The organism is Streptococcus sp. 2106, assembly GCF_013277315.1.
GTDB lineage: Bacteria > Bacillota > Bacilli > Lactobacillales > Streptococcaceae > Streptococcus > Streptococcus pseudopneumoniae.
The window spans coordinates 23,916-46,306 of the sequence record NZ_VMMS01000040.1; the positions used below are offsets into that span (position 1 = coordinate 23,916).

A 22,391-nucleotide genomic window follows, 5' to 3' on the forward strand; every position below is an offset into this window, starting at 1 on the left:
TTCCTAGTTTGTACTTTGATTTTCATTGAGTATAAACAAGCGACGCCATCGTTTTCTTTCCATACTAACCTCCATCAAAAAAATCCTCACACAAAAAACTTGTGTGAGGACGTCGATGCGCGGTACCACCTCAATTATAGGGAATTTCCCTATCGCTCTGTCTCGCAACAACGAGATGCACTGTAAGGTGTGCTCACCGAATTTTTATGATTTCAAATTCTAAATAGCATTCAGCCCAATTTTCATCATCGCCACTTATCTGTTTTCAGCTACCACAGACTCTCTAAAAAGTTTGTATGATTACTTTTCTGAATGGTTAAATTATATCATTTTTCAACTACTTGTCAAGACTCTTTTAGCATTTTTTTGATACTCACTCTTGAAAATTATCAACCTGAATTACGCAATCCTGTCGCAATTCCGTTGATGGTGATATGAATCAATCGTTCTTGATCACTGGACAATTCTCCACGACGTTGGCGTTTAATCAACTCTAACTGAATATAGTTGAGAATATTAAAGTAAGGCATACGGTAATCCAGACTAGCTTTTAGATATGGATTGTCAGCTAAGAGTTCGTCATGTCCTTCAATAGCTAGGATAACGTTCTTAGTAACTTGCCATTCATTTAAAATAGTCTCATAGATGGCCTTAACTTGCTCGTCTTCACAAAGTTTAGCATATTCAAAAGCAATATTCATATTTGATTTTGACAAGACCATATCAACATTTGAAAGAAGCGATTGGAAGAAAGGCCAATTTTGGTACATATCTCGTAAGATAGCAATATTCTCTGGATTTTTATCGATAAATTCCTTGAAGCTTGAACCAACCCCGTACCATCCAGGGAACATAACACGACTCTGTGACCATGAGAATACCCAAGGGATGGCACGCAAACCACCGATTTCAGTAATCGTCTTACGAGCGGCTGGACGAGAACCAATATTAAAACTTGAAATAGCCTTGATTGGACTTGACTCGAAGAAATAATCATAGAAATGCTCATTACCAAAGACCAAATCACGGTAGATATCGTAACTACGATCCACTACTTGATCCATAATGGCTTCATAACGATTTGAGGTATTGGTATCGCTCTTTTTCTGAGTAATTATACGATTAATAGCTGCCGATACTAGCATTTCAAGGTTATAGTAAGCGGCGTCTTTGTTACCGTATTTATTCCCAATTACTTCACCCTGCTCCGTCAAGCGGATACGATCCTTGATAGACTTGAGCGGTTGAGAGGTGATGGCTTCATAGGTTGGTCCACCACCACGACCGACAGTACCACCACGGCCATGGAAGAAGGTAACCTTAACGCCAAATTCATCTCCAATAGCAGTCAATTGTTGTTGAGCCTTGTAGAGGGTCCAACATGATGACAAGTAACCACCATCTTTATTACTGTCAGAGTAGCCAAGCATGATTTCTTGGTAGTTATTTCGTGAGGCAATCCATTTTTTGGCAAGGCTAAGAGAAAGATATTTTCTCATTGTTTCCTCTGAATGATCCAAGTCTTCAATTGTTTCAAAAAGGGGAACAATCTGAACACGCGCCCTTTCCGTATCCACCAGTCCTACTTCTTTTAATAGAATAGCTAATTCTAGCATATCAGAAAGGCTGGTAGCATGTGAAATGATGGTCTGACGGATGACATCATCTCCCAACTTATCTTTCAAAACACGAGCCGTCTTAAAAATAGCTAGTTCTTTTGCTAATAATTCTGATTTTTCTGCGTGAGTCGCAGAAAGAATTCGGGGATCTTCTTCTAATTCTTTCAAGAGAAGGTCACACTTTTCTTCTTCGCTTAACTCGCTATAACGAGAATGAATTCCTGCTGATTTCAAGAGTTCTGCCACACAGGCTTCATAGACGCTAGAGTCTTGTCGCATATCAATTGATGCTAGGTAAAAACCAAATATCTCTACTGCCTGCAATAATTCTACAAAATCACCTGAAATCAAGGACTCGCCCTTATTTTCTAGTAGAGAATCTCGAATGGCAATCAAATCCTTGTAAAAATCATTGGCGGTTTCATAACGAGTCCCAACTTCCTTATCCTCAATCAGATAGGTTTTTGTTACTTGGATTTTTGACTGAATATCAAACAAGGCACGACGGTAAAGCTCTTTTTCGCGGTAAATCGAGTTATCCTTGGATTGACGAGCCATTTCTCTGACTTGCTTGCTGACATTGACAATGCTAGTTGAAAGAGAAAATTCACGATAAAGTTGGTAAATCTTTTCATCATAGTAGTTCATGATGACTTCACACTGAGTGAGTGCAGACTGCTTCAAGGTCTCTGCTGTAACAAATGGATTTCCATCACGGTCACCACCTATCCACATACCCATGGTGATTGGTTTAGCCTGTTTTAAATTCAGACCATGCGCTTGCGCTAAGCGCTTATACTCCGTCGTCAAATGAGGTAGAGCTTTCAAAAAGGAGCTGTTGTAATATTCCATAGCATTCGTGATTTCGTTAGTCACTTTTAATTTTTTCTCACGAATCATGTCTGTCTGCATGATAATTTCGATATAACGGCGCAAATCATTGTGCCATTTTTCTTTATTGATCAACCCCAACTTAACATCACGGTATTTACGCAAAAGACTATGAATATGATTTGTTAAATCCAACATACTTTTTCGTTGCACTTGTGTTGGATGGGCTGTCAAAACAGGGACAACATTCAAGTGTTCAAGAATTTCAACGGCATTTTCTTTTTCAGCAACCATTTTGATCGTTGTAGATAATTTACCTAAATAGTCCTGATCAATATTATTTTGATGATTGATTTCATAAGCTAAATCCACATCCTCTGAAATATTAATCAAAAGAGGTAAGATTGAAAAATAGCGTGAAATATAGACCATTTCATCATTTGATAAGCTAGTCACTAGACGGTTTAGACCTTGATAATCTTCCTGCGTTGATAATTCTTTCAACTGCATGATTTTTTCAAAGGTCTCTGGGGCAAGCATGTTTTTAGTAATATCTTCCAGCAATTCTGTTAGAATCAATACTTCTTCTTGCACAACACTTTTATTACTATAATTTTCTAATTTTTGAAGAGACATAGACTATCCTTTCTTTATTCTACTTCACAGAAGGTTCATTTGTTGATTTTCCAATTCTCGGTACAACTTAGCGCGTTTTTCACTGGCATCAATATTTAAGACAAAGGCCACTGCCACTGATAAGACTAGAAGACTATTTCCACCCTGGGATAAGAAGGGGAAAGTCACTCCTGTAGATGGAATCAAGCCCGAAATCCCTCCGATATTGACAAATACCTGAACCAACATCATCCCTCCGACACCGAGTGCAACCATGGCATTAAAAGGATTCTCCGCTCGGATACCGACCAAGATAATCCGCAGAATCATGAAAAACAAGAGAGCTAAAATAAGACTAGCACCAACAAAGCCAAATTCTTCAATCACGATAGAAAAGACAAAGTCTGTATGAGCTTCTGGTAAATAACCTCGTTTTTCAATCGAGTTTCCAAGACCTAGACCAAACCAACCGCCATTGACCATGGCAAAATAAGAATTAGCTAACTGGTGACCCGCATCAGCACGATCGGCAAAAGGATTAAAAAAGGCACTAAAGCGCTTGGCCACATAGCCAAATACTGGAATTTTTGAAAAGGTCTCAACACCGATTAGGCTGATAGTGGTCAAGACAAAGACAGAAGCGGCAGATACGAGCGCCAGAATGGTTGAAAACCAGCGATAAGCGATTCCACTAACTGTATACATAATCAAGGAAACCAAGACTAAAATAGTCGCATTCCCTAAATCAGGGAAAATTCCCAAACTTCCAATCAGAACTAGGAGAACGAATCGCCAATCATTAAAAGCACGGGGAAGCCATTGATTTTGAGTCAAAACTTGAAAATCATAAATAGCTATTTCTTCTTGCTGTTTGGAGAATCGGTGAGCCAAATACCAAATAATAATGATTTTCAAGTACTCAGCTGGCTGAATAGTTACTCCTGCAACCGAAATCCAACCGTATGCCCCGTTTACGGAAATACCAATAAAACGAGCCAAGAACAATAAAACCATTTCTATCAAGATAACTAAAATGATTAGTCGCTCATTTCTCAAAAAATCTAGTCTTAATTTATAAATTAAGGCAATCAGTATCAAACTAACAATCCAAAAGATTCCTTGATTTCGAACCAATTGCAAGGCGCTCTTGCCTTCTTCAATTAAAATAGCGCTGGTGGTCGAATAGACCACAATCAAGCCCAAAATAGATAAAAGCAAGTAGGGAATCAAGATGGAATAATTTAATAAGTGCCTCTTACTAATCTTCATAGTATCACCACTCTACTAGGATACAGACAAATCTGTTCCAAATTCCGTTTTATTTTCTAGTTTTGATTGCTATTATACCATTTTTTCAGAAAGAAAAAAACTCTTACCTTACAATCCTTCGAATTTTACTGTTTTTACAGAATTAAGGCAGAATTTGAAATCGTAAAACCATTTTGAATAAGAGTTGCTTCAATCCATTGACTCCGACGAATTAAGTTGCTTTCGAAAATGCCAAAATCAGCCGCAATTTGTTCATAAGTGCGCTATTCTCGCATGTATTGAATAGTTACCATGAGGAGATCGTCTAGGCTTAATTTGGTTTTTCGTCCACCTTTTGCGCGTTTACGTTGATAAGCTGTTTTTAACACAGCTAACATCTCTTCAAAAGTCGTGCGCTGAACACCTACAAGGCTCTTGAAACGGCTATCGCTTAATTGTTTACTTGCTTCATCATTCATAGTTTTATTGTATTGTATTTTTGTTTCGCAGGAAGTCTATTATCCCTTTCGTTACAAGGTTTTTACGCTTTTTCAAGCAATCCTACACACTCCACGCGTGGTGCTAGCAAACTTCTATATTATAGAACGAAAGTGATAGAGTTGTTGTTTAAAATTAAACTTTAGAATGAAAATATTTTATAGTTACCATTTTTTAACTTTATAGTTTAGAATTATCATTTTATAAATTTACTTGCTAACTTGTAAACTTTTTGAATCTCTTTACTACTAATATCCCAACCATCAAGTTCTTTTTTGATCAACTCTGGAAATTTTTTGCTAATATCCCTCAAAGCATTACCAACTGATTTTCTAACATATTCACTAGAATCTTCTTTTAATGTTGCGATTCGTTTAATAGCTTCATCTGGATTGTCATTGAAATATGGTCTACTCGTCCATATTCTCAAACCTTCTGTAACAGCTCTTCTAACGTTTGGATTAGTGTTTTGTAACCATTCGTCAATAACCGGAAGTGATTTTTCATAACCTGTTTGCTTACAAAATTCATCAAATGCTTTTGCTAATACTTCTTGAACTCTCCAATTGTCATCCTTTGAAACCTCATCCCTCATGAAGATCAAAATTTCTTCATACGATGACAAATATCCAAAGAGAAATACACTGTACATTCTAACTTGATATACATTGGATTTAAAGGCTAAAAATGCTAATTCTTTGGTATACGCAATATCATTTGATAGATAGTCAGCAAGAGCTCTTTTCTCTTCTTCTTTAAATCCATTTTCTATTAAAGAGAATTCTTTTTCTAAATTTAAAATATATTCTTTCATGTAACTTGACCCTGTCACTGAATTTTAATTATTTTTCTATTTTTTTTGATTCAAGATTATTTAAATAATCTTGGATTTCATTTACTAATCTTAATCTTGAAAACGAATCAATACCACCAGAAAGCATCCTTCCAAAGAAAACAGGAATTTTCCTATCCCCGAAAACTGTAAATGTATTTATATTACTATCACACAACCATTGAGAAACTTGTGAATTATTTATGTATACAAATTTTATACTTTTACCAGCTTCTATAAGAGACTCAATGTGAAGTTCCAACATTTCTTTGCAGTATTGAGGGTAAGATATTGATTTTTTAAGTGGAAGTTTTTTAGAGCTTGTTTCATGATAGTAGAACATATCTCCAATATAGATTGATACTTTACTATTTTGGTGATTTAAATACTCTTCATGTATCACATCTAAAAAATCTTTGCCCTCAGAATGTTCAATTTCTTTACTTAAAATATCCCATGATTTATTACACCAATGCCATTTAGCATCATTATCAAAGATATCATTCATTAGTTCATAAATAGGTTTATAGTATTTATTATAAACATAATCACTTTTAATGCTATTTTTCAAACTATACATATATGTCTTGTTAGTTTTCTCATTTTTTGCAGCTTCTTCATTTCCTGCAAGATTTAAACCAATAACCAAAACACAATCTTTTTCAGATGTTGAATTATCAAATTCAAAGCCTCTAACTCCAAGTCTTGGATCTTTCTTTTTTACATCTAAAGCCCTTGTTGTCTTTTCTATAAACTTATTATTTTCTGGACTAGTTGTCATAATTATAACTCCATTATTTACAGCTTTCTATAATAAACATTTGAAAAATAAAGTTACCAGTAGTACCTTTTCTCACTCAGATATTGTTCTTTTTGTTCTCTAGAATTTTCATGATTTCTAATCCCTAGTAATTCGTCTGTTGAAGAAACTATTGGGTCTATCCAGTCAGCTTTGGATCTAATCCAATCAATTTCTTCTTTGCTAAGCTTCCCCGCTATCTCCAGTTTATCAGCCATCAGTCTTAAATCATTTGCTGTTTGAAAATCTTCTAGTGTATTAAGAAGAGACATTGTCCTCTTCTTCGATTCTATTTTGTAATTTTCTTTTTCTATCTTGTTCTTCTTCGTATAGTCTTTCTCTCTCTTCACGTTCAAGTCGTAAGTTCTTAACTTTATAATACTCTTGGTAAATTAAAACAATTATTTCTGGGATTGATTGTTCAAGTGTGAATTCTTTAGTATCTTTAATGTATTTACCATCTATTATCTTAAATCAAAATTTTCCATTTGGAATATAGTCATACTTCTTTATTCTTGGTTTAAAAGCATATCTATTAAACTTAACGCTATCATTGTACTCTGCTAGTTCTTTAGCTTCTTCTTTTGTTAATTCATGACTTACTTTGTCTGTTGATTCTATAACTTCAAAACGAACGATATCCTTATCAATTTGAATATCCAAATTGGAAGTTACATTATCACCGATTCTTTCAATTACAGTAACTAGAGTATCTAAAAAGCGATATAAACGTGGAAGAGAATTTAGTGAAATATTTTTTACAAATTTAGGTTCTTTTAAATCATTATATCTGTGTCTAGAATCAAAGTAAGGATAGGAAGCAGCTTTTTCCCTCTTATTCCACTCTGCGATTTTATCTCTTAGATTAGCTACAGATTTATGTAATCTCTTATTTGGAGATTGGTTTAGGTTTGAAACGACTTCGATAATAAGTTCTATTTTATCGTCCTCTAAAAATGATAATGAACTTCTTATACTAGTTGTATCAAGCTTAAAAATATCTTTATTTTTATCTTCCGAACTTTCTTCTTTATGTTTACTAGGTTTTATTCTATTGTTCTTTAGACTTTTTCTATCAATATGAACTTCATTTACGTCATTTTGTGGTAATGGAATAATAAGTTCACTTAAATCTTGTCCAGTATTCTTACGATACCAATAACTACCATTTGGAATTGGAATTTCAAATTCTTTGCATTTCTTGAGTAAGTCTGAATAGCTTAAATCATATTTCAATGCAATTTGTTTTGCACTTATCTCCCAGATTTCTTCATAGAGTTCTTCTATAGAAAAGGTCTTTATCATCTTCATTTGAAACACCTTTACCCTTATATTTTACATCACCGTTTTTATATTTACCAAGCGAAAACGCAAATTCAAAGACTTCTAATTCTTCACTTCTGCATTTTCGCTTAATATAAAAAGTAAATCTTGTTTTAAACCGTTAAATTCCTCTATAATTTTATCTAAACTAGTTTCAATATTCTCAACACGAATCTCTGATAGCTTACCGTGATTGTATGAAATCATTCTTTCAGCAATAATATGATATGACCAACTCTCAGTGAAACGTCTGTCTCTTTCTTCGTTATGAATAGCAAAACCAATTGGAAGAAGATTATTTCTAAGACCTATAGCAACTGCCTGTGAACTTATACCTAAATAATCACCAGCAATTTTTAATGTGATTTTATTTAATTTTCTAATATCTTCGTCGGTATATTTCGGCATGTTAGTACTCCTTTGTTATAATTCAAAATGCAATATCATCTATGTAAAAATATCTTGATACGATGCTATCTAGTCGCTTTCCCTAATAATAAAATTAATAAGTTCCACATCTTAAAATATGTAATATAGGTCTACTACTATTTATCTCAATAAGTTGGTATAATATATTTCAGGAGGTAGAAAACTTGAATACACTTTTTATTATTGGAAATGGGTTTGATATGGCCTATCAATTAAACACAGGATACAATGATTTTAGAAAGTTCATAATAGACACTTGTAAAGAATTTGGTAGTAAATTTGACTTTAATAATGCTATTAATAGAATTGAACTTGAAGGTTTTAAAAATTTAACTATCCCTGAAGTCGATGAAGATAGCAAAAAATCATTTAAAGATGGCGGATATTATGGGTCTAACTATCATGAAGGTAATCTAGAAGCTTATGAATTCTTTTTCACTCTAACCGAATATGCAAATCATGATAAAAATGTCGATAATATTACATGGAATGAATTTGAAAAAAACTTTCTAAGATACCTTTCAAACAAATTCTAAAGGATAAGAACATCTGTTTAACAAAATTAAATGATTTAGTTTGTGTATATAAATTATGTCAAAATGCTGCCTTCTTTGATTGGATAAACTCAAAAATACAGAATCCTGAAAAAATCAAAATTAGAAGCAAACTCATTGATTCGTATTCAAATGCTGCTTTTTATTTGGTCTTTAATTGCACTACTGTTTTAGAAATAAAATATAACATTGAAAAAAATAAAATTTGTAATATACATGGTCAAGTTACAAACTCTGATAAAATAGGTACAGAAAACAATTTAGTTGTAGATTTCAAAAGTGAAGTGCCTTTAATATTACAAGACATTCTTCATAATTCATTACTAATTAAACCAGTTAGAAAACTTTTGAAAGAAAATATAGATTTTTTTAATAGCCTATTCACTTTGGAAGAAGTCTATGATTTCGGTCTAAATATTGTACCATCTGACATACCTGATATTCCGTATTTGAAAGAGATTATTAAACATACTGATTCAAATACAAAATTTTATGTCAACGACTATTATCTTACTGAGCAAAATAAGAACGACATACAGAACAACCTAAAAAATTGGGGATATAATGGTGTGGTTCAATTTATTAATATGATGTAAAATTTAAGACTCTAAAGGCAAAAAATATCGATTGTTTCCATACTTCCTGCTTTCCTAATCAACTTTCAAATATATAGCGTTTTCATTATTTTCTTAATCTATTATATCATTATTCAAAACAAAAAACTGCAACTTACTCGTTGCAGATACACAGATTTAATTCTGTTCTTTTTAGAAACTTATATTTTCATTTTCAGGCATAGTAAAGACATCGTTTTTTTCAAAATAAGGTTTTACCATTTCTTTCCATCTAGCTTTATGGAAGTTGATTGAGTTTAAAGGAGATAGGCCATAATTTCCCAATGCATAACCATCATTTACTTCAACAACAAGTGTTCTGCCATCACTAGTAACACCAATATCTAGTCCATAAGCTATTGGCGCATCTTTCCAACATGATATGGCTTTATCAATTACACTAGGATCAAATTGTGCATGATAATCACCTGTATAGGGTCGAACATCTAATACGCTACCATCTAAAACAAAACAACGCCATTCTGCTATGAATTCTGCAACCTCACTAATCCATATAGGATAGTCAAAAGGTAGACCAATACCTATCAAATCACGGGTTCCGTTAACAACTCTTCCAGTAAAGACTTTTGAACCAGCTTTAGGCTTAATAAATTTTCCCCAATTATCAGGTATATTTACAATCTCTCCTAAAACACCTTCATAAATCTTTCGACCATAAAAGTCTTTAAGCTCAATAGGATAGTCATAAACCGGAACATTTAACCCCATCATTTTTAGCAATGCTCTAGTCTCCATTATATAATCTACAACTATATCTTCACTTGTTAACTGTTCTATTTCAGAAAAAGATTGATATAAAATAATTTCTTCTCCTTGTAAGTAGGCACCTACTTGAGCATTGTATTTATTAATTGAAACTTCACTTGGTAGTTTGCTTTGTCTAATATAAACAACCATTTCATCACTCCTGCTTCACTAGTGTTGCACCTGTTTGTAAAAAAATAATAGCATTTTTGCTCTTATTTTTTTGAGTAAATAGCTCCCATAATATCATCGAAATAATCAACAGTATTTAGGAGTAATTCTATAACCTGGGACTTTGTTAGTCGCATTCCTCTTCTATCTCTAGCATCTTCTACTAAATTTTCAAGTTTCTCTAGATTTTTATCATCCAAGCTAATCATTATTCTATTTTTATCGGTTGCCATTTTCTTCACCTCTAGTTAATTCTATCACAGGTGTAACACTTGTGTCAACTGGCTTTTATAATACATTAGTTTAAAAGTGGAGAGAATTTTTAACATAGTAACTTTAAATCTTTAGTATTAAAAAATTTTCACAGTATTTATAGAAATAAAATCTATCTCAAATAAGTTATCAAATCTAGTATAAATTATGAGCGGCTACTCTAATACTTTCCCTCTAAACAAGAAGAAGGCTTACACTCAAGGGTTTTCTTAACCCCCTTCGTTACAACGTTTTGACGCTTTTACTAGCAAAGGTACATACTCACAAGGAACTTTGCTTGACTATTGAATCTCTCCCACCTCTTCTTTAACATATCCTTCTACATCTTCAATCTCTACAAACATTGAGTCTAAATGTGATAAGAAATGCCAATCTTCGGCACCTTTTTTTCTGTAGAGAATCGCTTCGCCGTCTTCACTTCCGAAAAAGCTTCTGTCGATTTCATATCCACGGCTTTCTAAGAAGTCTTTTGCTTTACGATAGTTCGTTTCTCTTGTTTCGACATAGGCTTTAACTTCATGGTTGTTAACGACATATGCATCGATTTTTGAATATCCTTCGATTACTCTATCATTTTTGAGGGATAAATTTGAAATCTCTTTCCAAATAATGTCTACATTTTCCTCAGGATCGAACATAAATTTAGATAAAGGAACAATATTTCCGTTAAAAATAATTTCCATATAATCCGGTATGTTTTTAGGATTAAAATACTCCACTTCAAAACCATCTTCTGTTTCCAGAGTGTATCCCGGAATTTGAGCTACAAAGGCTTTCCCATCTTTTATGGAATCAAATGCGACTAAATCTTTAGAATAATTATTTTGATATAACTCTAATATAATCATTTATAACCTCATCTAAATTATCCGTAGATTGATTTTTCAGAATATAATACTGATTAGTTACCCTTAGGATATAGCAAATTCTTTTTTCCACCTTCTTAAAACATCATTTCAAGGCTACATACTCAGCGGTTCGCTGTTACCCTATCGTTTCGTCGTAAACTTATTACTCTACGACAGCTATCCCATTGGCGGACTCAAAAGGTTTGGGGAACCTTTTGAGGATTAACTGCGTTTCACTAACAAACTCACACTCTCAACATGATGAGTTTGAGGAAATAAATCCACCGGCTGGACTTTCTTCACTTCATATCCTAACTCTTGGTAGAGTTTAATATCACGCGCCATAGTCGCGACATTACATGAGATATAGGCTATGCGATCAGCTCCTGTTTGAGCGCTTGCCTTGATAAAGCTTTCTGTGAGTCCTTTTCTTGGTGGGTCCACTAGGATAAGGTTTGGTTGTATTCCATCTTTGGCCCAATTCTTCATGGCATTTTCAGCTGTGTCACAGACATAGTGGGCGTTTGAAATATTGTTGAGTTGAGTATTCTTCTTGCTATTCTCAACCGCTTCTGGAATTACTTCAACACCATAGACTTCTTTGACCTGTTTGGCAACAGAAAGGCCAATCGTCCCGATACCAGAATAGGCATCAATGACCACATCATCTTCTTTTAATGCAGCAAAGTCAATGGCTGTTTGATAAAGTTTTTCAGCCATTTCGGTATTGACTTGGTAAAAAGCTGGTCCAGCGATTTGGTAGTCATTTCCCAACATCTGGTCAGTGATAAAGTCTTGTCCATAAAGTGTGCGCCATTCCTTACCAAAAATCGCATTTGTGTTCTGGTCGTTGATATTTTGCATAACAGACACAATCTCTGGGAACTGCTTGATTAGTTGCTCAATCAATTGCTCCACTCGGAAAACTTTAGGACGAGTTGTTACCAAAATAACCATAATTTGACCTGAATAGTGTCCGCGACGCACCACAAGGTTTCGAATCAAGCCAGCTTGTTCCTTTTCATCATAAGGTTTCAAATCATAACGACGAAGCAAGTCGCGTAGGACTACTACTACCTCATCAATCACAGGATCTTGGATAAAGAAATCTTCTAGAGGCATGAGGTCGTGGGAATTCTTACGGAAAAATCCAGTTTCCAAGATACCATTCACTCTACGAACAGGCACCTGTGCCTTGTTGCGGTACTTGACTGGATTTTTCATACCCAAAGTTTCAGCAACCTCTACATCTGTAATTCCTGCAATCTTGTAGAGACTGTCCTTAACTTGCTTGGTTTTAAACTTGAGCTGTTCTGAATAGGAAAGATGACCTAAATCAGCGATTCCTGAACGCAGGTAAGCCAAATCTAGATCTTGATTACGGTGTGGTGATTGGACAAGGTATTCTTCTACTTTTCCGAAACCAATCTTTTTATTGACCTTGAGGACACGCATGAGGATTTTTTCACTCGGTAAAGCATTCTCAACAAAAAATACCAAACCATCTACCTTAGCCACACCTGAACCTTCATGGGTCAAGTCAACAATTTCAACTTCTACAATATCATTTTTCTTTAACATTCTCTTCTCTTTCTACTGGCCGACAAAAAAGACGGCAACGTTACGGTTACCATCTATTATACCATGAAATTTCTTAAGAACCAAAACTCTTGAAGAAGTTGACAATAGCTTGCCAGAGGGAGCTTAAGAAATTACCGCCGTCCTCTAGCGCCTTATCAGTATCAAAGTTAAGGTTGATATTTTTAAAACTGTCGCCAGCTTGTGATACGATGCTTTGTTTAAGGTCATTCAGGGTTTTAGTGAAGTCTGCATTGCTGAGGATATCACTCTTTGAGAGATTCAAAGCAAAATTGATGATGATATTGATTTGGTTTCCTGTTATCACCTGATCAAGTTTGTAATTTTTTAAGGTATCTTCAACGATTTTACGGACATCTTCCTCTGTCAGATTTCCCTTGCTTTCTTTAGCTTTGGCAAGTCCTGACTTGATATCGGCTAGGGCAACGTTTAATTTATTAGCATCATAGCCTGTTTTGTCCTTGTTTTCAGCATTGATATCGGACAAAGCCTTCAACTCTTCTTGAGCCAAATCTTTGTTGGCTTGTGACACCTTGGCTCCATTAGCTTCCAGCGAATAGTAAATCCCTGCCAAGGCACTCTCACCTGTAACTGGAATAGGAGCTGCTACAGTGATTTTAGCATGTTCCACACCTAAGGTAACAGCTGCATTTCGATACATATCCTGCGTCACCTTGGTGATATTTTCAGGCGTTTCAATCTTGACTTCTAGAGGCGACTTATCACCCAGCTTTTGAATCTTGGCTGATGAATACAACTGTAAACTAGAGTCATTGGCCACATTCATGATTTTAGAATAGACATCAGGTGTCATGGTCTTGAGTTCTTTGGTGTCTGTTGAAGCATTGTAGCCTAGTTTTTTTAAAGTTTGATTTTTTTGATCTTCAGATAATGATGAACCCAGGACATATTCAGGTTGGACATAGGTTTCATCGATAACTTTTTGCACATCTGTTGCTGCATGGGCGCTATTCATAGCTGTTACTGCCCACAAGACCGCAGCACTGGTCAGAAAGAGTTTCTTTCTCATAGGGAATTTCCTCCTTTACCTTTCTAGAGTAATATATCTATCTTAAAGAAAACTTATAAAAAACACCTGGACTAGCCAGATGTCGAAAAGAGAGTGAAACATTTGATGATGTAAAGGTTGAGTTGCACCTGTCTAGAATAATAATAGTTTCCTCCATTTACATAGAGTTCGGCTCCATGAAAAATGGAAATGGGGTGAATATAACTATAAGTCTTTCCAGTGGTATTGCCAAGCAAGGGAGCAACAGTCTCACGGGAGTACTGTTTCGCCAGTGCTAGGGTATTTTCCTTTCCATTTTGGGCGATATAATCGACATAGGCAGGTCCAAAATTATAGGCTTGAACAGCCGTCCAGACATCTACATCCTTCTTCTGGGCCAGATAGAGATTGTCTGTCAGAGTTTGAACGCCTTGCCGAATGCTAGAGGCATTATCATTGATGGTGTTGGTTGAACCGCTTGCAGACTCACTAGACTGCATAACATCGCCTTCTTTTCCTTTTGTTTCGGTATAAATCATAGCGAGCACAAGCTCTTCGTTTGCTGGGGTGTCTTTTTCACTCAAGATTTCTCGCACCATGGGTTGATAGGTCATGACTTGCTTGACATCTTGGTGAACGCGGTAAGATTTATATCCAGCAAAAAGGAAGACTGCTAGTACAAGCACTCTTCGAATTCGTTTAAACATTATTTACTTTGGATATCCTCGATATTTTTGATTAAGATAGAGTAGGTTCCATTTTCGTTTTGGATAAACTCAACAGACTCGGCGTCTTGATAGACGTTATTGGGAACGATGAGCTCAATTCCATTTGATAAGGAGAGTTTTTGGTTTTCAAATTTCTTTAATTGGCGACTAGCATCAATTTCATCAAATTGAACAGGTTCTGGTACGGCTTCTTTGACTTGGTCAATAAAGCTCAAACGAGCCGTCAGATTGTTGTCAAAAAGGTCATTGGCCAGTTTCTCTGGTGACAATTCATTGCTTTCTTCTAGGTTGTTGAAAATCGCTGATTTGACCTTGGATTGAAATTGAAAATCATCTGTGTTAAAAGATTCAGCAATGCGCTGTGCCGTTTTTTCCAGTTCTTTGATAGATTTCTTGGGTGAAATTTTAGGGGCGACAGCAAGAAGATTATCTGAAAAATAGTTCAAAAAAGTCCCGTTGTACTTGATGCGTTTTTCAATCAGATGGTACTTGCGACTCTGAAGATTGACCACCAAGGCTTCGTCGGCACCCGTTCCAAATCCAGGCAGATTATTCTGAGTCAGCTTGATTGGATTATCAACTTCTCCTCCAAGGTGAGTCAAGGTCTCACGCAGAGCAATTCGTAAGAAAGCAAAATGTTCTACACCTTCTTTAGAAAATTGCACAAAAATCAAGTCATTGGTCTTAAGATTTTCTGAAATGCTGAACTCCTCTTTCCAGAGATTAGCCAGTGTTACTGATGTCTTCAACAAATCGTCTGTGATATGATTGAAGAAGGGATTTTCTTCTTCGAAAATCCCAGTCTTGGCTTCATCTGAATACACACGTTCAATTTTTTTACGCAGGTATTCTTCGATTTTTGGAGTAATATTGAGAAGCTTATCCGCTAGGAACAGCTCGGTATCATCCGGACTGAACTGGTGAATAATGGCTTTCTTAATATAAATATCCATAAAAGTTTTAGTCCTCGTATAATGGGAAGGCATCTGTCAATTCTTTAACTGCACTTCTCACTTCTTCTAAGACAGCTTTATTTTCTGCATTTTTAAGGGTTTTAATGATGAGTTCAGCCACTTTGCGACTTTCTTCTTCACCAAATCCACGTGCAGTAATGGCTGCAGATCCGATACGAATACCACTTGTCTTGAATGGTGACAAGGTTTCATATGGGATTGAGTTTTTATTTAGGGTAATATTGACTTCATCCAGCAAGTTTTGAGCAACTTTTCCGTTTTCTACAACCTTAGTCACATCCACTAGGAAGAGGTGGTTTTCAGTCCCACCAGAAATAATACGAAAATCAGGGTCTTGTAAGAAGACAGCTGCCATAGTCTTGCTGTTCTTGATAACATTAGCAGCATATTCCTTGAAGGCTGGATCCAAAACTTCTTTGAAGGAAACAGCTTTAGCCGCCACAACGTGCTCCAAAGGACCACCCTGAATACCAGGGAAAATAGCTGAATTGATTTTCTTAGCAAGTTCTTCGTCATTAGTCAAAATCAAACCACCACGAGGTCCACGAAGGGTTTTGTGAGTCGTTGTTGTAGTGATATGAGCATATGGTACTGGACTTGGGTGAAGACCAGCAGCAACCAAACCAGCGATATGAGCCATATCTACCATAAGTTTAGCCCCAACAGCGTCCGCAATTTCACGGAATTTTGAAAAGTCGATAATTTGAGAATAGGCTGAAGCACCAGCTACGATCAATTTTGGTTTTACTTCTTGGGCTTGCTTCAATATAGCATCAAAGTCCAATAATTCCGTTTCAGGATCTACACTATAAGAAACAAAGTTGTAGGTTTGACCTGAGAAGCTAACTGGAGCTCCGTGGGTCAAGTGTCCACCTGCTGCTAAATCCATCCCCATAACGGTATCACCTGGCTCAATCAAGGCCATGTAAGCCGCACAGTTGGCTTGGCTTCCTGAGTGAGGTTGGACATTAGCAAATTTTGCACCGAAAATTTCTTTTGCACGTTCAATAGCTAGACTTTCTACCACGTCTACCACATCCGTTCCACCATAATAACGGCGGCCTGGGTAACCCTCGGCATATTTGTTTGTCAAGATAGACCCTTGAGCTGCCATAACAGCCTTGGAAACTACGTTTTCCGAAGCAATCAACTCAATGTTATTTTGTTGGCGTTCTTCTTCTTTGGCAATAGCATTCCAGAGATCAGCATCGTATGCTTTAAAATCATCTTTATCAAAAATCATAGGTCTTCTCCTTTATTGTGTGACTAGTCCATTAGTTTGATTCTACAAGTAAGAAAATAAACTAACAGATGCGAATAAACCGTTTCTGCATTTTATCACAAGTATAACCAACTTTTTCATAAAATGCATGAGCACCCAGACGATGATCGGCAGAGTTTAAGCGGATAAACCCATAACCACGTCTTTTGGCTTCTTGTTCCAACCCTTGTAATAAGCTTTTACCAATACCTTGACCTTGCGCTTGAGGTGAAACTGCTAAGGCTAAAATATTAAATCCTGCTTTAGAATAAAGTGATTCATAGACCTCAGCGTGGACATATCCAAGCAAGGCATGACTAGCTGCATCCTCATAGCCAAGTAGAAAATGATGTGAATCCTGAGACAGTTTAGCTAGTTGGCTAGCCGTTTCCTCTAAACTAAAAGAATAACCCAAAGCATCTTGGTTGATTTCACAAATGGCTTTCACATCAGTTTCTCTTAAATCTCTTAGCATCTCATTCCTCCTCAAAAGAAATCTCTGGCAACCGAGCAAGAATATCTTCTCGCTTAATGGCCCCTTGGCGTAAAATTTTCACCTTGTCTCCCGACAAATCCAAAATAGTTGAATCCTGTCCAGTTAGAAAAACATCGTCTTCCAGACCCAGAACCTCTTGGTCAAAATCCTTCAGAATTTGTTCAAAGGTTACTCCACTTGCCTGACCTGAGATATTAGCAGATGGCCCAATCAGGGGTCCTGTCACTCGAATTAAATCCAGCGTAATGGGATGACTAGGTATCCGAAATCCAACAGTTTCAAGGCCAGAATTGACCCAATAGGGAACTCGGTCATTGGCTTCAAGGATAATGGTCAAGGGACCTGGTAAAAAGGTCTCTACAAGTTTTTGAAGATAAGTTGGCTGATTCTTTGAAAAGTACAAGATATCCTCTAAAGAGGCAACATTGAGATTGAGCGCCTTGTCTCTAGGACGACGTTTGAGTTGGTAAACATGGTTAACTGCTTTTTCATCTAAGGCCTTAGCAAAAAGACCGTAAACCGTCTCTGTAGGCAGAACGACAGCTCCACCCTTTTCCAACTCTTGTTTAATCCTGTCCATCATCAACCACGACCATCCTATCTTGACCAAATTGGTCCTTGAGTGTTCGTACTCGCTTTTCAGGAAGATGTTTCCTAAAAAGTTCAGGAACACTTTGACCTTGCTTGTATCCAATTTCAAGGTAAATCTTACCACCATCTTTGAGATAGTCTTTTGCATCTTCCGCAATTCTACGGTAAATAGCTAGGCCATCCTCATCTGCAAAGAGAGCTAGATGAGGCTCCGAATGCAAGACATTCAAGCCGACCTCTGACTCATCTTCACGAGAGATATAGGGTGGATTGGAGACAATTATATCATATTTTTCAGAAATTTCGGTAAAACAGTCAGATTTTTTTAAAAATATTTGAAGATTTTGATTTTTAGCATTTTCGCTGGCTATATCTAAAGCATCTTGGGAAATATCTGCTGCTGTCACTGACCAATCTGGTCTGTTTTTTGCTAGAGCGAGAGCAATAGCTCCACTTCCAGTTCCGATATCTAGGATCTTAAGATTTTTCACAGGATTTTCAGCCAGGATAAGCTCCACCAACTCCTCTGTTTCTGGACGAGGGATCAATACTCGCTCATCAACTTTTAACTGCATTCCATAAAAATCTGCCTGTCCAATGATATACTGGGCTGGTTTATGAGCTACTAACTGTTGGAAAATTTCTTTTACAAATACTTCTTCCTCTTCGGTCACTTCCTGCTGAAGAGCAAAGACAAAGTCAGTAAAAGAGAGATTTCTCAGGCTACGATAGACAAAAGAGAGGCTTTCAGCTTCCTCCCCTTTTCTTATCAACTCTTCTTCAAAATCTGAAAATAATTGAGCTAATTTCATTATTTGTTTAATTCTTCTAATTTTTGTGTTTGGTCATAGAGAACCAAGGCATCCACAACTTCGTCCAATTTACCAGATAAAATCGTATCTAGTTTTTGGAGAGTTAAGCCGATACGGTGGTCTGTGACACGGTTTTGTGGGAAATTATAAGTACGGATTCGTTCTGAACGGTCACCAGTACCGATTGTCGACTTACGCTCAGCGTCTTGTTCATCTTGTGCAATTTGTGCGAAGTGGTCAGCAACACGCGCACGGATAATCTTCATAGCCTTCTCACGGTTCTTCTGCTGGGTACGTTCTTCTTGCATCTCAACCTTGATATTGGTTGGCAAGTGAACGATACGAACCGCAGTCGCAACCTTGTTGACGTTCTGTCCACCAGCACCAGAGGCGTGATAGATGTCGACACGAAGGTCTTTTGGATCAATGTCGTATTCAACCTCTTCAACTTCAGGCATGACAAGAACTGTCGCTGTCGAAGTATGAACACGACCTTGACTTTCTGTCACAGGGACACGTTGCACACGGTGGGCACCTGATTCGTACTTGAGTTTAGAGTAAACCGACTGACCAGAAACCATAGCAACCACTTCTTTAAAACCACCGACACCATTCATAGAAGCCTCCATGACTTCAAAGCGCCAGCCTTGGGCTTCCGCATACTTTTGATACATAGTTAGAAGGTCTCCGGCGAAAAGTGCTGCTTCATCTCCACCAGCTGCTCCACGGATTTCAAGGATGATATTCTTGTCATCGTTTGGATCTTTAGGAAGGAGCAAGATTTTCAGTTTTTCTTCGTATTCTTCTTTTTCAGCCTTGGCATCTTTGAGTTCTTGCTTGGCCATCTCTTCCAAGTCCGCATCTCCGCCTGATTCCTTAATCATCTCTTCAGCATCAACGATGTTTTGAAGGACTTGTTTGTACTCACGGTAGGCTGTAACCGTGTCACGGGTACTAGCTTCTTCCTTGGATAATTCCATAAATCGCTTGGTATCCGATACCACATCTGGGTCACTGAGCAACTCTCCTAATTCTTCATAACGGTCTTCTACAGCTTGTAGTTGATCATAGATGTTCATTTTTCTTTATTCTCCTTATTGATTTCAGGCGCAAAATAATGTTTACGGCAAACTGAGATATAGGTTTCATTACCACCAATCTGGATCTGTTCTCCATCGTAAACGGGCAGTCCATCCTGTGTACGCAACACCATGGTCGCCTTTTTCTTGCAATACTGACAGATGGTCTTGATTTCGTCAATTTTGTCTGCTAAAAGCAAGAGATACTTGGAACCTTCGAACAGTTCATTGCGAAAGTCATTTTTCAAGCCAAAAGCCATGACGGGTATGTCTAACTCGTCGACAACACGAGCTAGGTCATAAACATGATGACGTTTGAGAAACTGGGCTTCATCAACCAACACACAGTAAGGTTTTTCTGATAGGTCTCGGATATAGCCGAAGATATCAGTTGTTTCCTCAATCGCAATGGCAGGGCGTTTCATGCCAATCCGACTCGACACATAGCCAACACCGTCACGAGTATCAAGAGCTGAGGTCATAATCACAACACCTTTTCCTTGCTCCTCATAGTTATAGGCCACCTTGAGAATCTCAATCGTCTTACCAGAGTTCATGGTCCCATAACGATAATACAACTGTGCCATGTTTCTTGCTTCACGTCCATTTCTAAATTTTTGCTACATTCTAGTATATCATAATTTTCTGAAGCTTTAAACGGCAAAATGTGGTAAAATAGAAGAAATCAAAACTAGTGGAGGAAGCCATTATGCCATTTGTACGCATCGATTTATTTGAAGGACGCACGCTCGAGCAAAAGAAGGCTCTTGCTAAGGAAGTAACGGAAGCTGTTGTCCGTAATACTGGAGCCCCTCAATCTGCTGTCCATGTCATCATCAATGACATGCCAGAAGGAACTTATTTCCCACAAGGGGAAATGCGCACCAAATAAGCTAGCTTAAGCAGAATTGCTTAGGCTTTTTCAATCTCCAAGTAGCATTCATTGAAGAAATAGTTCAAATTTGTTACAATTTGAAAAGAGACTTGGAAAAATTTCCAAGAAAAGAGCCATTTATTAAAGGAAACATTATGATTACACGTGAATTTGATACCATCGCTGCTATCTCTACTCCACTAGGTGAAGGGGCTATTGGTATTGTCCGCCTGAGCGGAACAGACAGTTTTGCTATTGCGCAAAAGATTTTTAAAGGAAAAGACTTGAGTCAGGTTGCTAGCCACACTCTCAACTACGGTCACATTATTGATCCTCTGACTGGTAAAGTCATGGACGAGGTTATGGTTGGGGCTATGAAGTCTCCAAAGACCTTCACTCGTGAGGATATTATCGAGATTAACACTCACGGCGGGATTGCGGTAACCAATGAAATTCTCCAACTAGCTATCCGTGAAGGAGCTCGATTGGCTGAACCTGGTGAATTTACCAAACGTGCCTTTTTAAACGGTCGTGTAGACTTGACACAGGCTGAGGCAGTGATGGATATCATCCGTGCTAAGACTGACAAGGCCATGAACATTGCGGTCAAACAATTGGACGGTTCCCTTTCTGAGCTGATTAATAATACCCGGCAAGAAATCCTCAATACACTTGCCCAAGTTGAAGTCAATATCGACTATCCTGAGTATGACGATGTTGAGGAAGCCACTACTGCTGTTGTCCGTGAAAAGACTATGGAGTTTGAGCAATTGCTAACTAATCTCCTTAGAACAGCCCGTCGCGGTAAAATCCTTCGTGAAGGAATTTCCACTGCCATCATCGGACGTCCCAACGTTGGGAAATCAAGCCTTCTCAACAACCTCTTGCGTGAGGACAAGGCTATCGTCACAGATATTGCTGGTACAACCCGTGATGTCATCGAAGAATACGTCAACATCAATGGTGTTCCTCTCAAATTGATTGATACAGCTGGTATCCGTGAAACGGATGACATCGTGGAACAAATAGGTGTTGAGCGTTCGAAAAAAGCCCTCAAGGAAGCCGACTTGGTACTACTTGTGTTAAATGCCAGTGAACCACTGACTGTGCAAGACAGACAACTTCTTGAAATTAGCCAAGATACCAATCGCATTATTCTACTTAATAAAACCGACCTGCCTGAAACAATTGAGACTTCGGAACTACCTGAAGACGTTATCCGTATTTCAGTCCTTAAAAATCAAAATATCGATAAGATTGAAGAGAAAATCAACAACCTCTTCTTTGAAAATGCTGGTTTGGTTGAGCAAGACGCAACCTACCTATCAAATGCTCGTCACATTTCCCTGATTGAAAAAGCAGTTGAAAGCCTACAAGCTGTAAACGAAGGTCTTGAACTGGGGATGCCAGTTGATTTACTTCAAGTTGACTTGACTCGTACTTGGGAAATCCTGGGAGAAATCACTGGGGATGCTGCTCCAGATGAACTCATTACCCAACTCTTTAGCCAATTCTGTTTAGGAAAATAAGAAAAATCCATGATCGTTCT

At 37.2% G+C, this 22,391-nt stretch carries 24 protein-coding genes, 1 pseudogene and 1 other annotated feature; of the genes and pseudogenes, 4 read left to right on the top strand and 21 right to left on the bottom strand.

The annotated features are described in order from the left end of the window. Positions 1-102: 102 nt before the first annotated feature. Positions 103-320, bottom strand: a binding site (T-box leader). Positions 321-389: 69 nt separating this feature from the next. The 8 genes and pseudogenes from ppc to HT723_RS05100 all read right to left on the bottom strand — a co-directional run bounded on the left by ppc (position 390) and on the right by HT723_RS05100 (position 8,173). Then, positions 390-3,086, bottom strand: coding sequence for a phosphoenolpyruvate carboxylase (gene ppc, locus HT723_RS05070; RefSeq protein WP_172934767.1), 2,697 nt, complete (start codon positions 3,084-3,086; stop codon positions 390-392). A 24-nt stretch (positions 3,087-3,110) separates the two neighbouring features. Further along, on the bottom strand, positions 3,111-4,334 hold the full coding sequence (locus HT723_RS05075) for an FtsW/RodA/SpoVE family cell cycle protein (protein ID WP_054388329.1): 1,224 nt from the start codon (positions 4,332-4,334) through the stop codon (positions 3,111-3,113). 155 nt (positions 4,335-4,489) lie between these two features. After that, positions 4,490-4,792, bottom strand: a pseudogene (locus HT723_RS05080) (transposase family protein); the annotation flags it as partial. A 215-nt stretch (positions 4,793-5,007) separates the two neighbouring features. Then, a complete protein-coding gene (locus HT723_RS05085) occupies positions 5,008-5,625 on the bottom strand; it encodes a DNA alkylation repair protein (protein ID WP_172934768.1) in 618 nt (205 codons plus the stop codon). A 28-nt stretch (positions 5,626-5,653) separates the two neighbouring features. Then, complete coding sequence (locus HT723_RS05090) at positions 5,654-6,424, bottom strand: hypothetical protein (RefSeq protein WP_172934769.1); 771 nt, start codon at positions 6,422-6,424, stop codon at positions 5,654-5,656. Between the two features lie 53 nt (positions 6,425-6,477). Next, positions 6,478-6,798, bottom strand: coding sequence for a hypothetical protein (locus HT723_RS11545; protein WP_240154944.1), 321 nt, complete (start codon positions 6,796-6,798; stop codon positions 6,478-6,480). 118 nt (positions 6,799-6,916) lie between these two features. After that, positions 6,917-7,753, bottom strand: coding sequence for a hypothetical protein (locus HT723_RS05095; protein ID WP_240151475.1), 837 nt, complete (start codon positions 7,751-7,753; stop codon positions 6,917-6,919). A 75-nt stretch (positions 7,754-7,828) separates the two neighbouring features. Beyond that, a complete protein-coding gene (locus tag HT723_RS05100) occupies positions 7,829-8,173 on the bottom strand; it encodes a hypothetical protein (protein WP_001127479.1) in 345 nt (114 codons plus the stop codon). A 185-nt stretch (positions 8,174-8,358) separates the two neighbouring features. Here HT723_RS05100 and HT723_RS05105 point away from each other — a divergent pair, with 185 nt between their 5' ends. Both HT723_RS05105 and HT723_RS05110 read left to right on the top strand, forming a co-directional pair. Further along, the gene (locus HT723_RS05105; protein ID WP_172934770.1) at positions 8,359-8,730 is read left to right on the top strand and encodes an AbiH family protein; all 372 of its coding nucleotides are present in this window, start codon (positions 8,359-8,361) and stop codon (positions 8,728-8,730) included. Positions 8,731-8,741: 11 nt separating this feature from the next. Continuing rightward, positions 8,742-9,344, top strand: a complete 603-nt coding sequence (locus HT723_RS05110) for an AbiH family protein (RefSeq protein WP_345890238.1) — start codon at positions 8,742-8,744, stop codon at positions 9,342-9,344. A 171-nt stretch (positions 9,345-9,515) separates the two neighbouring features. Here the strand turns inward: HT723_RS05110 and HT723_RS05115 are convergent, their stop codons facing one another. The 13 genes from HT723_RS05115 to HT723_RS05175 form a co-directional block, all read right to left on the bottom strand. After that, positions 9,516-10,280, bottom strand: a complete 765-nt coding sequence (locus HT723_RS05115) for an ATP-grasp domain-containing protein (protein WP_050252851.1) — start codon at positions 10,278-10,280, stop codon at positions 9,516-9,518. Positions 10,281-10,342: 62 nt separating this feature from the next. Continuing rightward, complete coding sequence (locus HT723_RS05120) at positions 10,343-10,531, bottom strand: hypothetical protein (RefSeq protein WP_000179769.1); 189 nt, start codon at positions 10,529-10,531, stop codon at positions 10,343-10,345. A 321-nt stretch (positions 10,532-10,852) separates the two neighbouring features. Further along, positions 10,853-11,419, bottom strand: a complete 567-nt coding sequence (locus tag HT723_RS05125) for a hypothetical protein (RefSeq protein ID WP_050971352.1) — start codon at positions 11,417-11,419, stop codon at positions 10,853-10,855. Between the two features lie 222 nt (positions 11,420-11,641). Then, positions 11,642-13,000: a 23S rRNA (uracil(1939)-C(5))-methyltransferase RlmD gene (gene rlmD / locus HT723_RS05130; RefSeq protein ID WP_172934771.1), complete on the bottom strand. Its 1,359-nt coding sequence runs from the start codon at positions 12,998-13,000 to the stop codon at positions 11,642-11,644. Positions 13,001-13,073: 73 nt separating this feature from the next. Further along, entirely contained in the window at positions 13,074-14,048 is a 975-nt protein-coding gene (locus HT723_RS05135; protein ID WP_172934772.1) for a DUF1002 domain-containing protein, read from the bottom strand. A 71-nt stretch (positions 14,049-14,119) separates the two neighbouring features. Continuing rightward, positions 14,120-14,734, bottom strand: a complete 615-nt coding sequence (gene pmp23, locus HT723_RS05140; protein WP_172934773.1) for a cell wall hydrolase Pmp23 — start codon at positions 14,732-14,734, stop codon at positions 14,120-14,122. Continuing rightward, a complete protein-coding gene (locus HT723_RS05145; RefSeq protein WP_172934774.1) occupies positions 14,734-15,708 on the bottom strand; it encodes a nucleoid-associated protein in 975 nt (324 codons plus the stop codon). The genes pmp23 and HT723_RS05145 overlap by 1 nt, the downstream gene beginning before the upstream one ends. A gap of 7 nt (positions 15,709-15,715) precedes the next feature. After that, complete coding sequence (gene glyA, locus HT723_RS05150) at positions 15,716-16,972, bottom strand: serine hydroxymethyltransferase (RefSeq protein ID WP_172934775.1); 1,257 nt, start codon at positions 16,970-16,972, stop codon at positions 15,716-15,718. 61 nt (positions 16,973-17,033) lie between these two features. Next, a complete protein-coding gene (locus HT723_RS05155; protein WP_172934776.1) occupies positions 17,034-17,465 on the bottom strand; it encodes a GNAT family N-acetyltransferase in 432 nt (143 codons plus the stop codon). A 1-nt stretch (position 17,466) separates the two neighbouring features. Next, the gene (locus HT723_RS05160) at positions 17,467-18,069 is read right to left on the bottom strand and encodes an L-threonylcarbamoyladenylate synthase (protein ID WP_172934777.1); all 603 of its coding nucleotides are present in this window, start codon (positions 18,067-18,069) and stop codon (positions 17,467-17,469) included. After that, a complete protein-coding gene (gene prmC, locus HT723_RS05165; RefSeq protein ID WP_172934778.1) occupies positions 18,053-18,889 on the bottom strand; it encodes a peptide chain release factor N(5)-glutamine methyltransferase in 837 nt (278 codons plus the stop codon). The genes HT723_RS05160 and prmC overlap by 17 nt, the downstream gene beginning before the upstream one ends. Beyond that, the gene (gene prfA / locus HT723_RS05170; protein WP_001028815.1) at positions 18,889-19,968 is read right to left on the bottom strand and encodes a peptide chain release factor 1; all 1,080 of its coding nucleotides are present in this window, start codon (positions 19,966-19,968) and stop codon (positions 18,889-18,891) included. The genes prmC and prfA overlap by 1 nt, the downstream gene beginning before the upstream one ends. Beyond that, on the bottom strand, positions 19,965-20,555 hold the full coding sequence (locus HT723_RS05175; protein ID WP_172934779.1) for a thymidine kinase: 591 nt from the start codon (positions 20,553-20,555) through the stop codon (positions 19,965-19,967). Before HT723_RS05175 ends, prfA begins: the two co-directional genes overlap by 4 nt. 122 nt (positions 20,556-20,677) lie before the next feature. On the opposite strand from HT723_RS05175, the gene HT723_RS05180 reads away from it, so the two are divergent. Together HT723_RS05180 and mnmE are read left to right on the top strand one after the other, a co-directional pair. After that, positions 20,678-20,860 (top strand): 4-oxalocrotonate tautomerase, encoded by a 183-nt coding sequence (locus HT723_RS05180; protein ID WP_001117401.1) that lies wholly within the window; start codon positions 20,678-20,680, stop codon positions 20,858-20,860. A gap of 137 nt (positions 20,861-20,997) precedes the next feature. Then, positions 20,998-22,371, top strand: coding sequence for a tRNA uridine-5-carboxymethylaminomethyl(34) synthesis GTPase MnmE (mnmE, locus tag HT723_RS05185; RefSeq protein WP_172934780.1), 1,374 nt, complete (start codon positions 20,998-21,000; stop codon positions 22,369-22,371). Positions 22,372-22,391 lie beyond the last annotated feature (20 nt).

Bases quoted from the DNA above. Each gene is read 5' to 3' on its own strand.
- ppc (WP_172934767.1), bottom strand. From the start codon at position 3,086: ATGTCTCTTCAAAAATTAGAAAATTATAGTAATAAAAGTGTTGTGCAA.
- HT723_RS05075 (WP_054388329.1), bottom strand. From the start codon at position 4,334: ATGAAGATTAGTAAGAGGCACTTATTAAATTATTCCATCTTGATTCCC.
- HT723_RS05085 (WP_172934768.1), bottom strand. From the start codon at position 5,625: ATGAAAGAATATATTTTAAATTTAGAAAAAGAATTCTCTTTAATAGAA.
- HT723_RS05090 (WP_172934769.1), bottom strand. From the start codon at position 6,424: ATGACAACTAGTCCAGAAAATAATAAGTTTATAGAAAAGACAACAAGG.
- HT723_RS05095 (WP_240151475.1), bottom strand. From the start codon at position 7,753: ATGAAGATGATAAAGACCTTTTCTATAGAAGAACTCTATGAAGAAATC.
- HT723_RS05100 (WP_001127479.1), bottom strand. From the start codon at position 8,173: ATGCCGAAATATACCGACGAAGATATTAGAAAATTAAATAAAATCACA.
- HT723_RS05115 (WP_050252851.1), bottom strand. From the start codon at position 10,280: ATGGTTGTTTATATTAGACAAAGCAAACTACCAAGTGAAGTTTCAATT.
- HT723_RS05120 (WP_000179769.1), bottom strand. From the start codon at position 10,531: ATGGCAACCGATAAAAATAGAATAATGATTAGCTTGGATGATAAAAAT.
- HT723_RS05125 (WP_050971352.1), bottom strand. From the start codon at position 11,419: ATGATTATATTAGAGTTATATCAAAATAATTATTCTAAAGATTTAGTC.
- rlmD (WP_172934771.1), bottom strand. From the start codon at position 13,000: ATGTTAAAGAAAAATGATATTGTAGAAGTTGAAATTGTTGACTTGACC.
- HT723_RS05135 (WP_172934772.1), bottom strand. From the start codon at position 14,048: ATGAGAAAGAAACTCTTTCTGACCAGTGCTGCGGTCTTGTGGGCAGTA.
- pmp23 (WP_172934773.1), bottom strand. From the start codon at position 14,734: ATGTTTAAACGAATTCGAAGAGTGCTTGTACTAGCAGTCTTCCTTTTT.
- HT723_RS05145 (WP_172934774.1), bottom strand. From the start codon at position 15,708: ATGGATATTTATATTAAGAAAGCCATTATTCACCAGTTCAGTCCGGAT.
- glyA (WP_172934775.1), bottom strand. From the start codon at position 16,972: ATGATTTTTGATAAAGATGATTTTAAAGCATACGATGCTGATCTCTGG.
- HT723_RS05155 (WP_172934776.1), bottom strand. From the start codon at position 17,465: ATGCTAAGAGATTTAAGAGAAACTGATGTGAAAGCCATTTGTGAAATC.
- HT723_RS05160 (WP_172934777.1), bottom strand. From the start codon at position 18,069: ATGATGGACAGGATTAAACAAGAGTTGGAAAAGGGTGGAGCTGTCGTT.
- prmC (WP_172934778.1), bottom strand. From the start codon at position 18,889: ATGAAATTAGCTCAATTATTTTCAGATTTTGAAGAAGAGTTGATAAGA.
- prfA (WP_001028815.1), bottom strand. From the start codon at position 19,968: ATGAACATCTATGATCAACTACAAGCTGTAGAAGACCGTTATGAAGAA.
- HT723_RS05175 (WP_172934779.1), bottom strand. From the start codon at position 20,555: ATGGCACAGTTGTATTATCGTTATGGGACCATGAACTCTGGTAAGACG.
- HT723_RS05180 (WP_001117401.1), top strand. From the start codon at position 20,678: ATGCCATTTGTACGCATCGATTTATTTGAAGGACGCACGCTCGAGCAA.
- mnmE (WP_172934780.1), top strand. From the start codon at position 20,998: ATGATTACACGTGAATTTGATACCATCGCTGCTATCTCTACTCCACTA.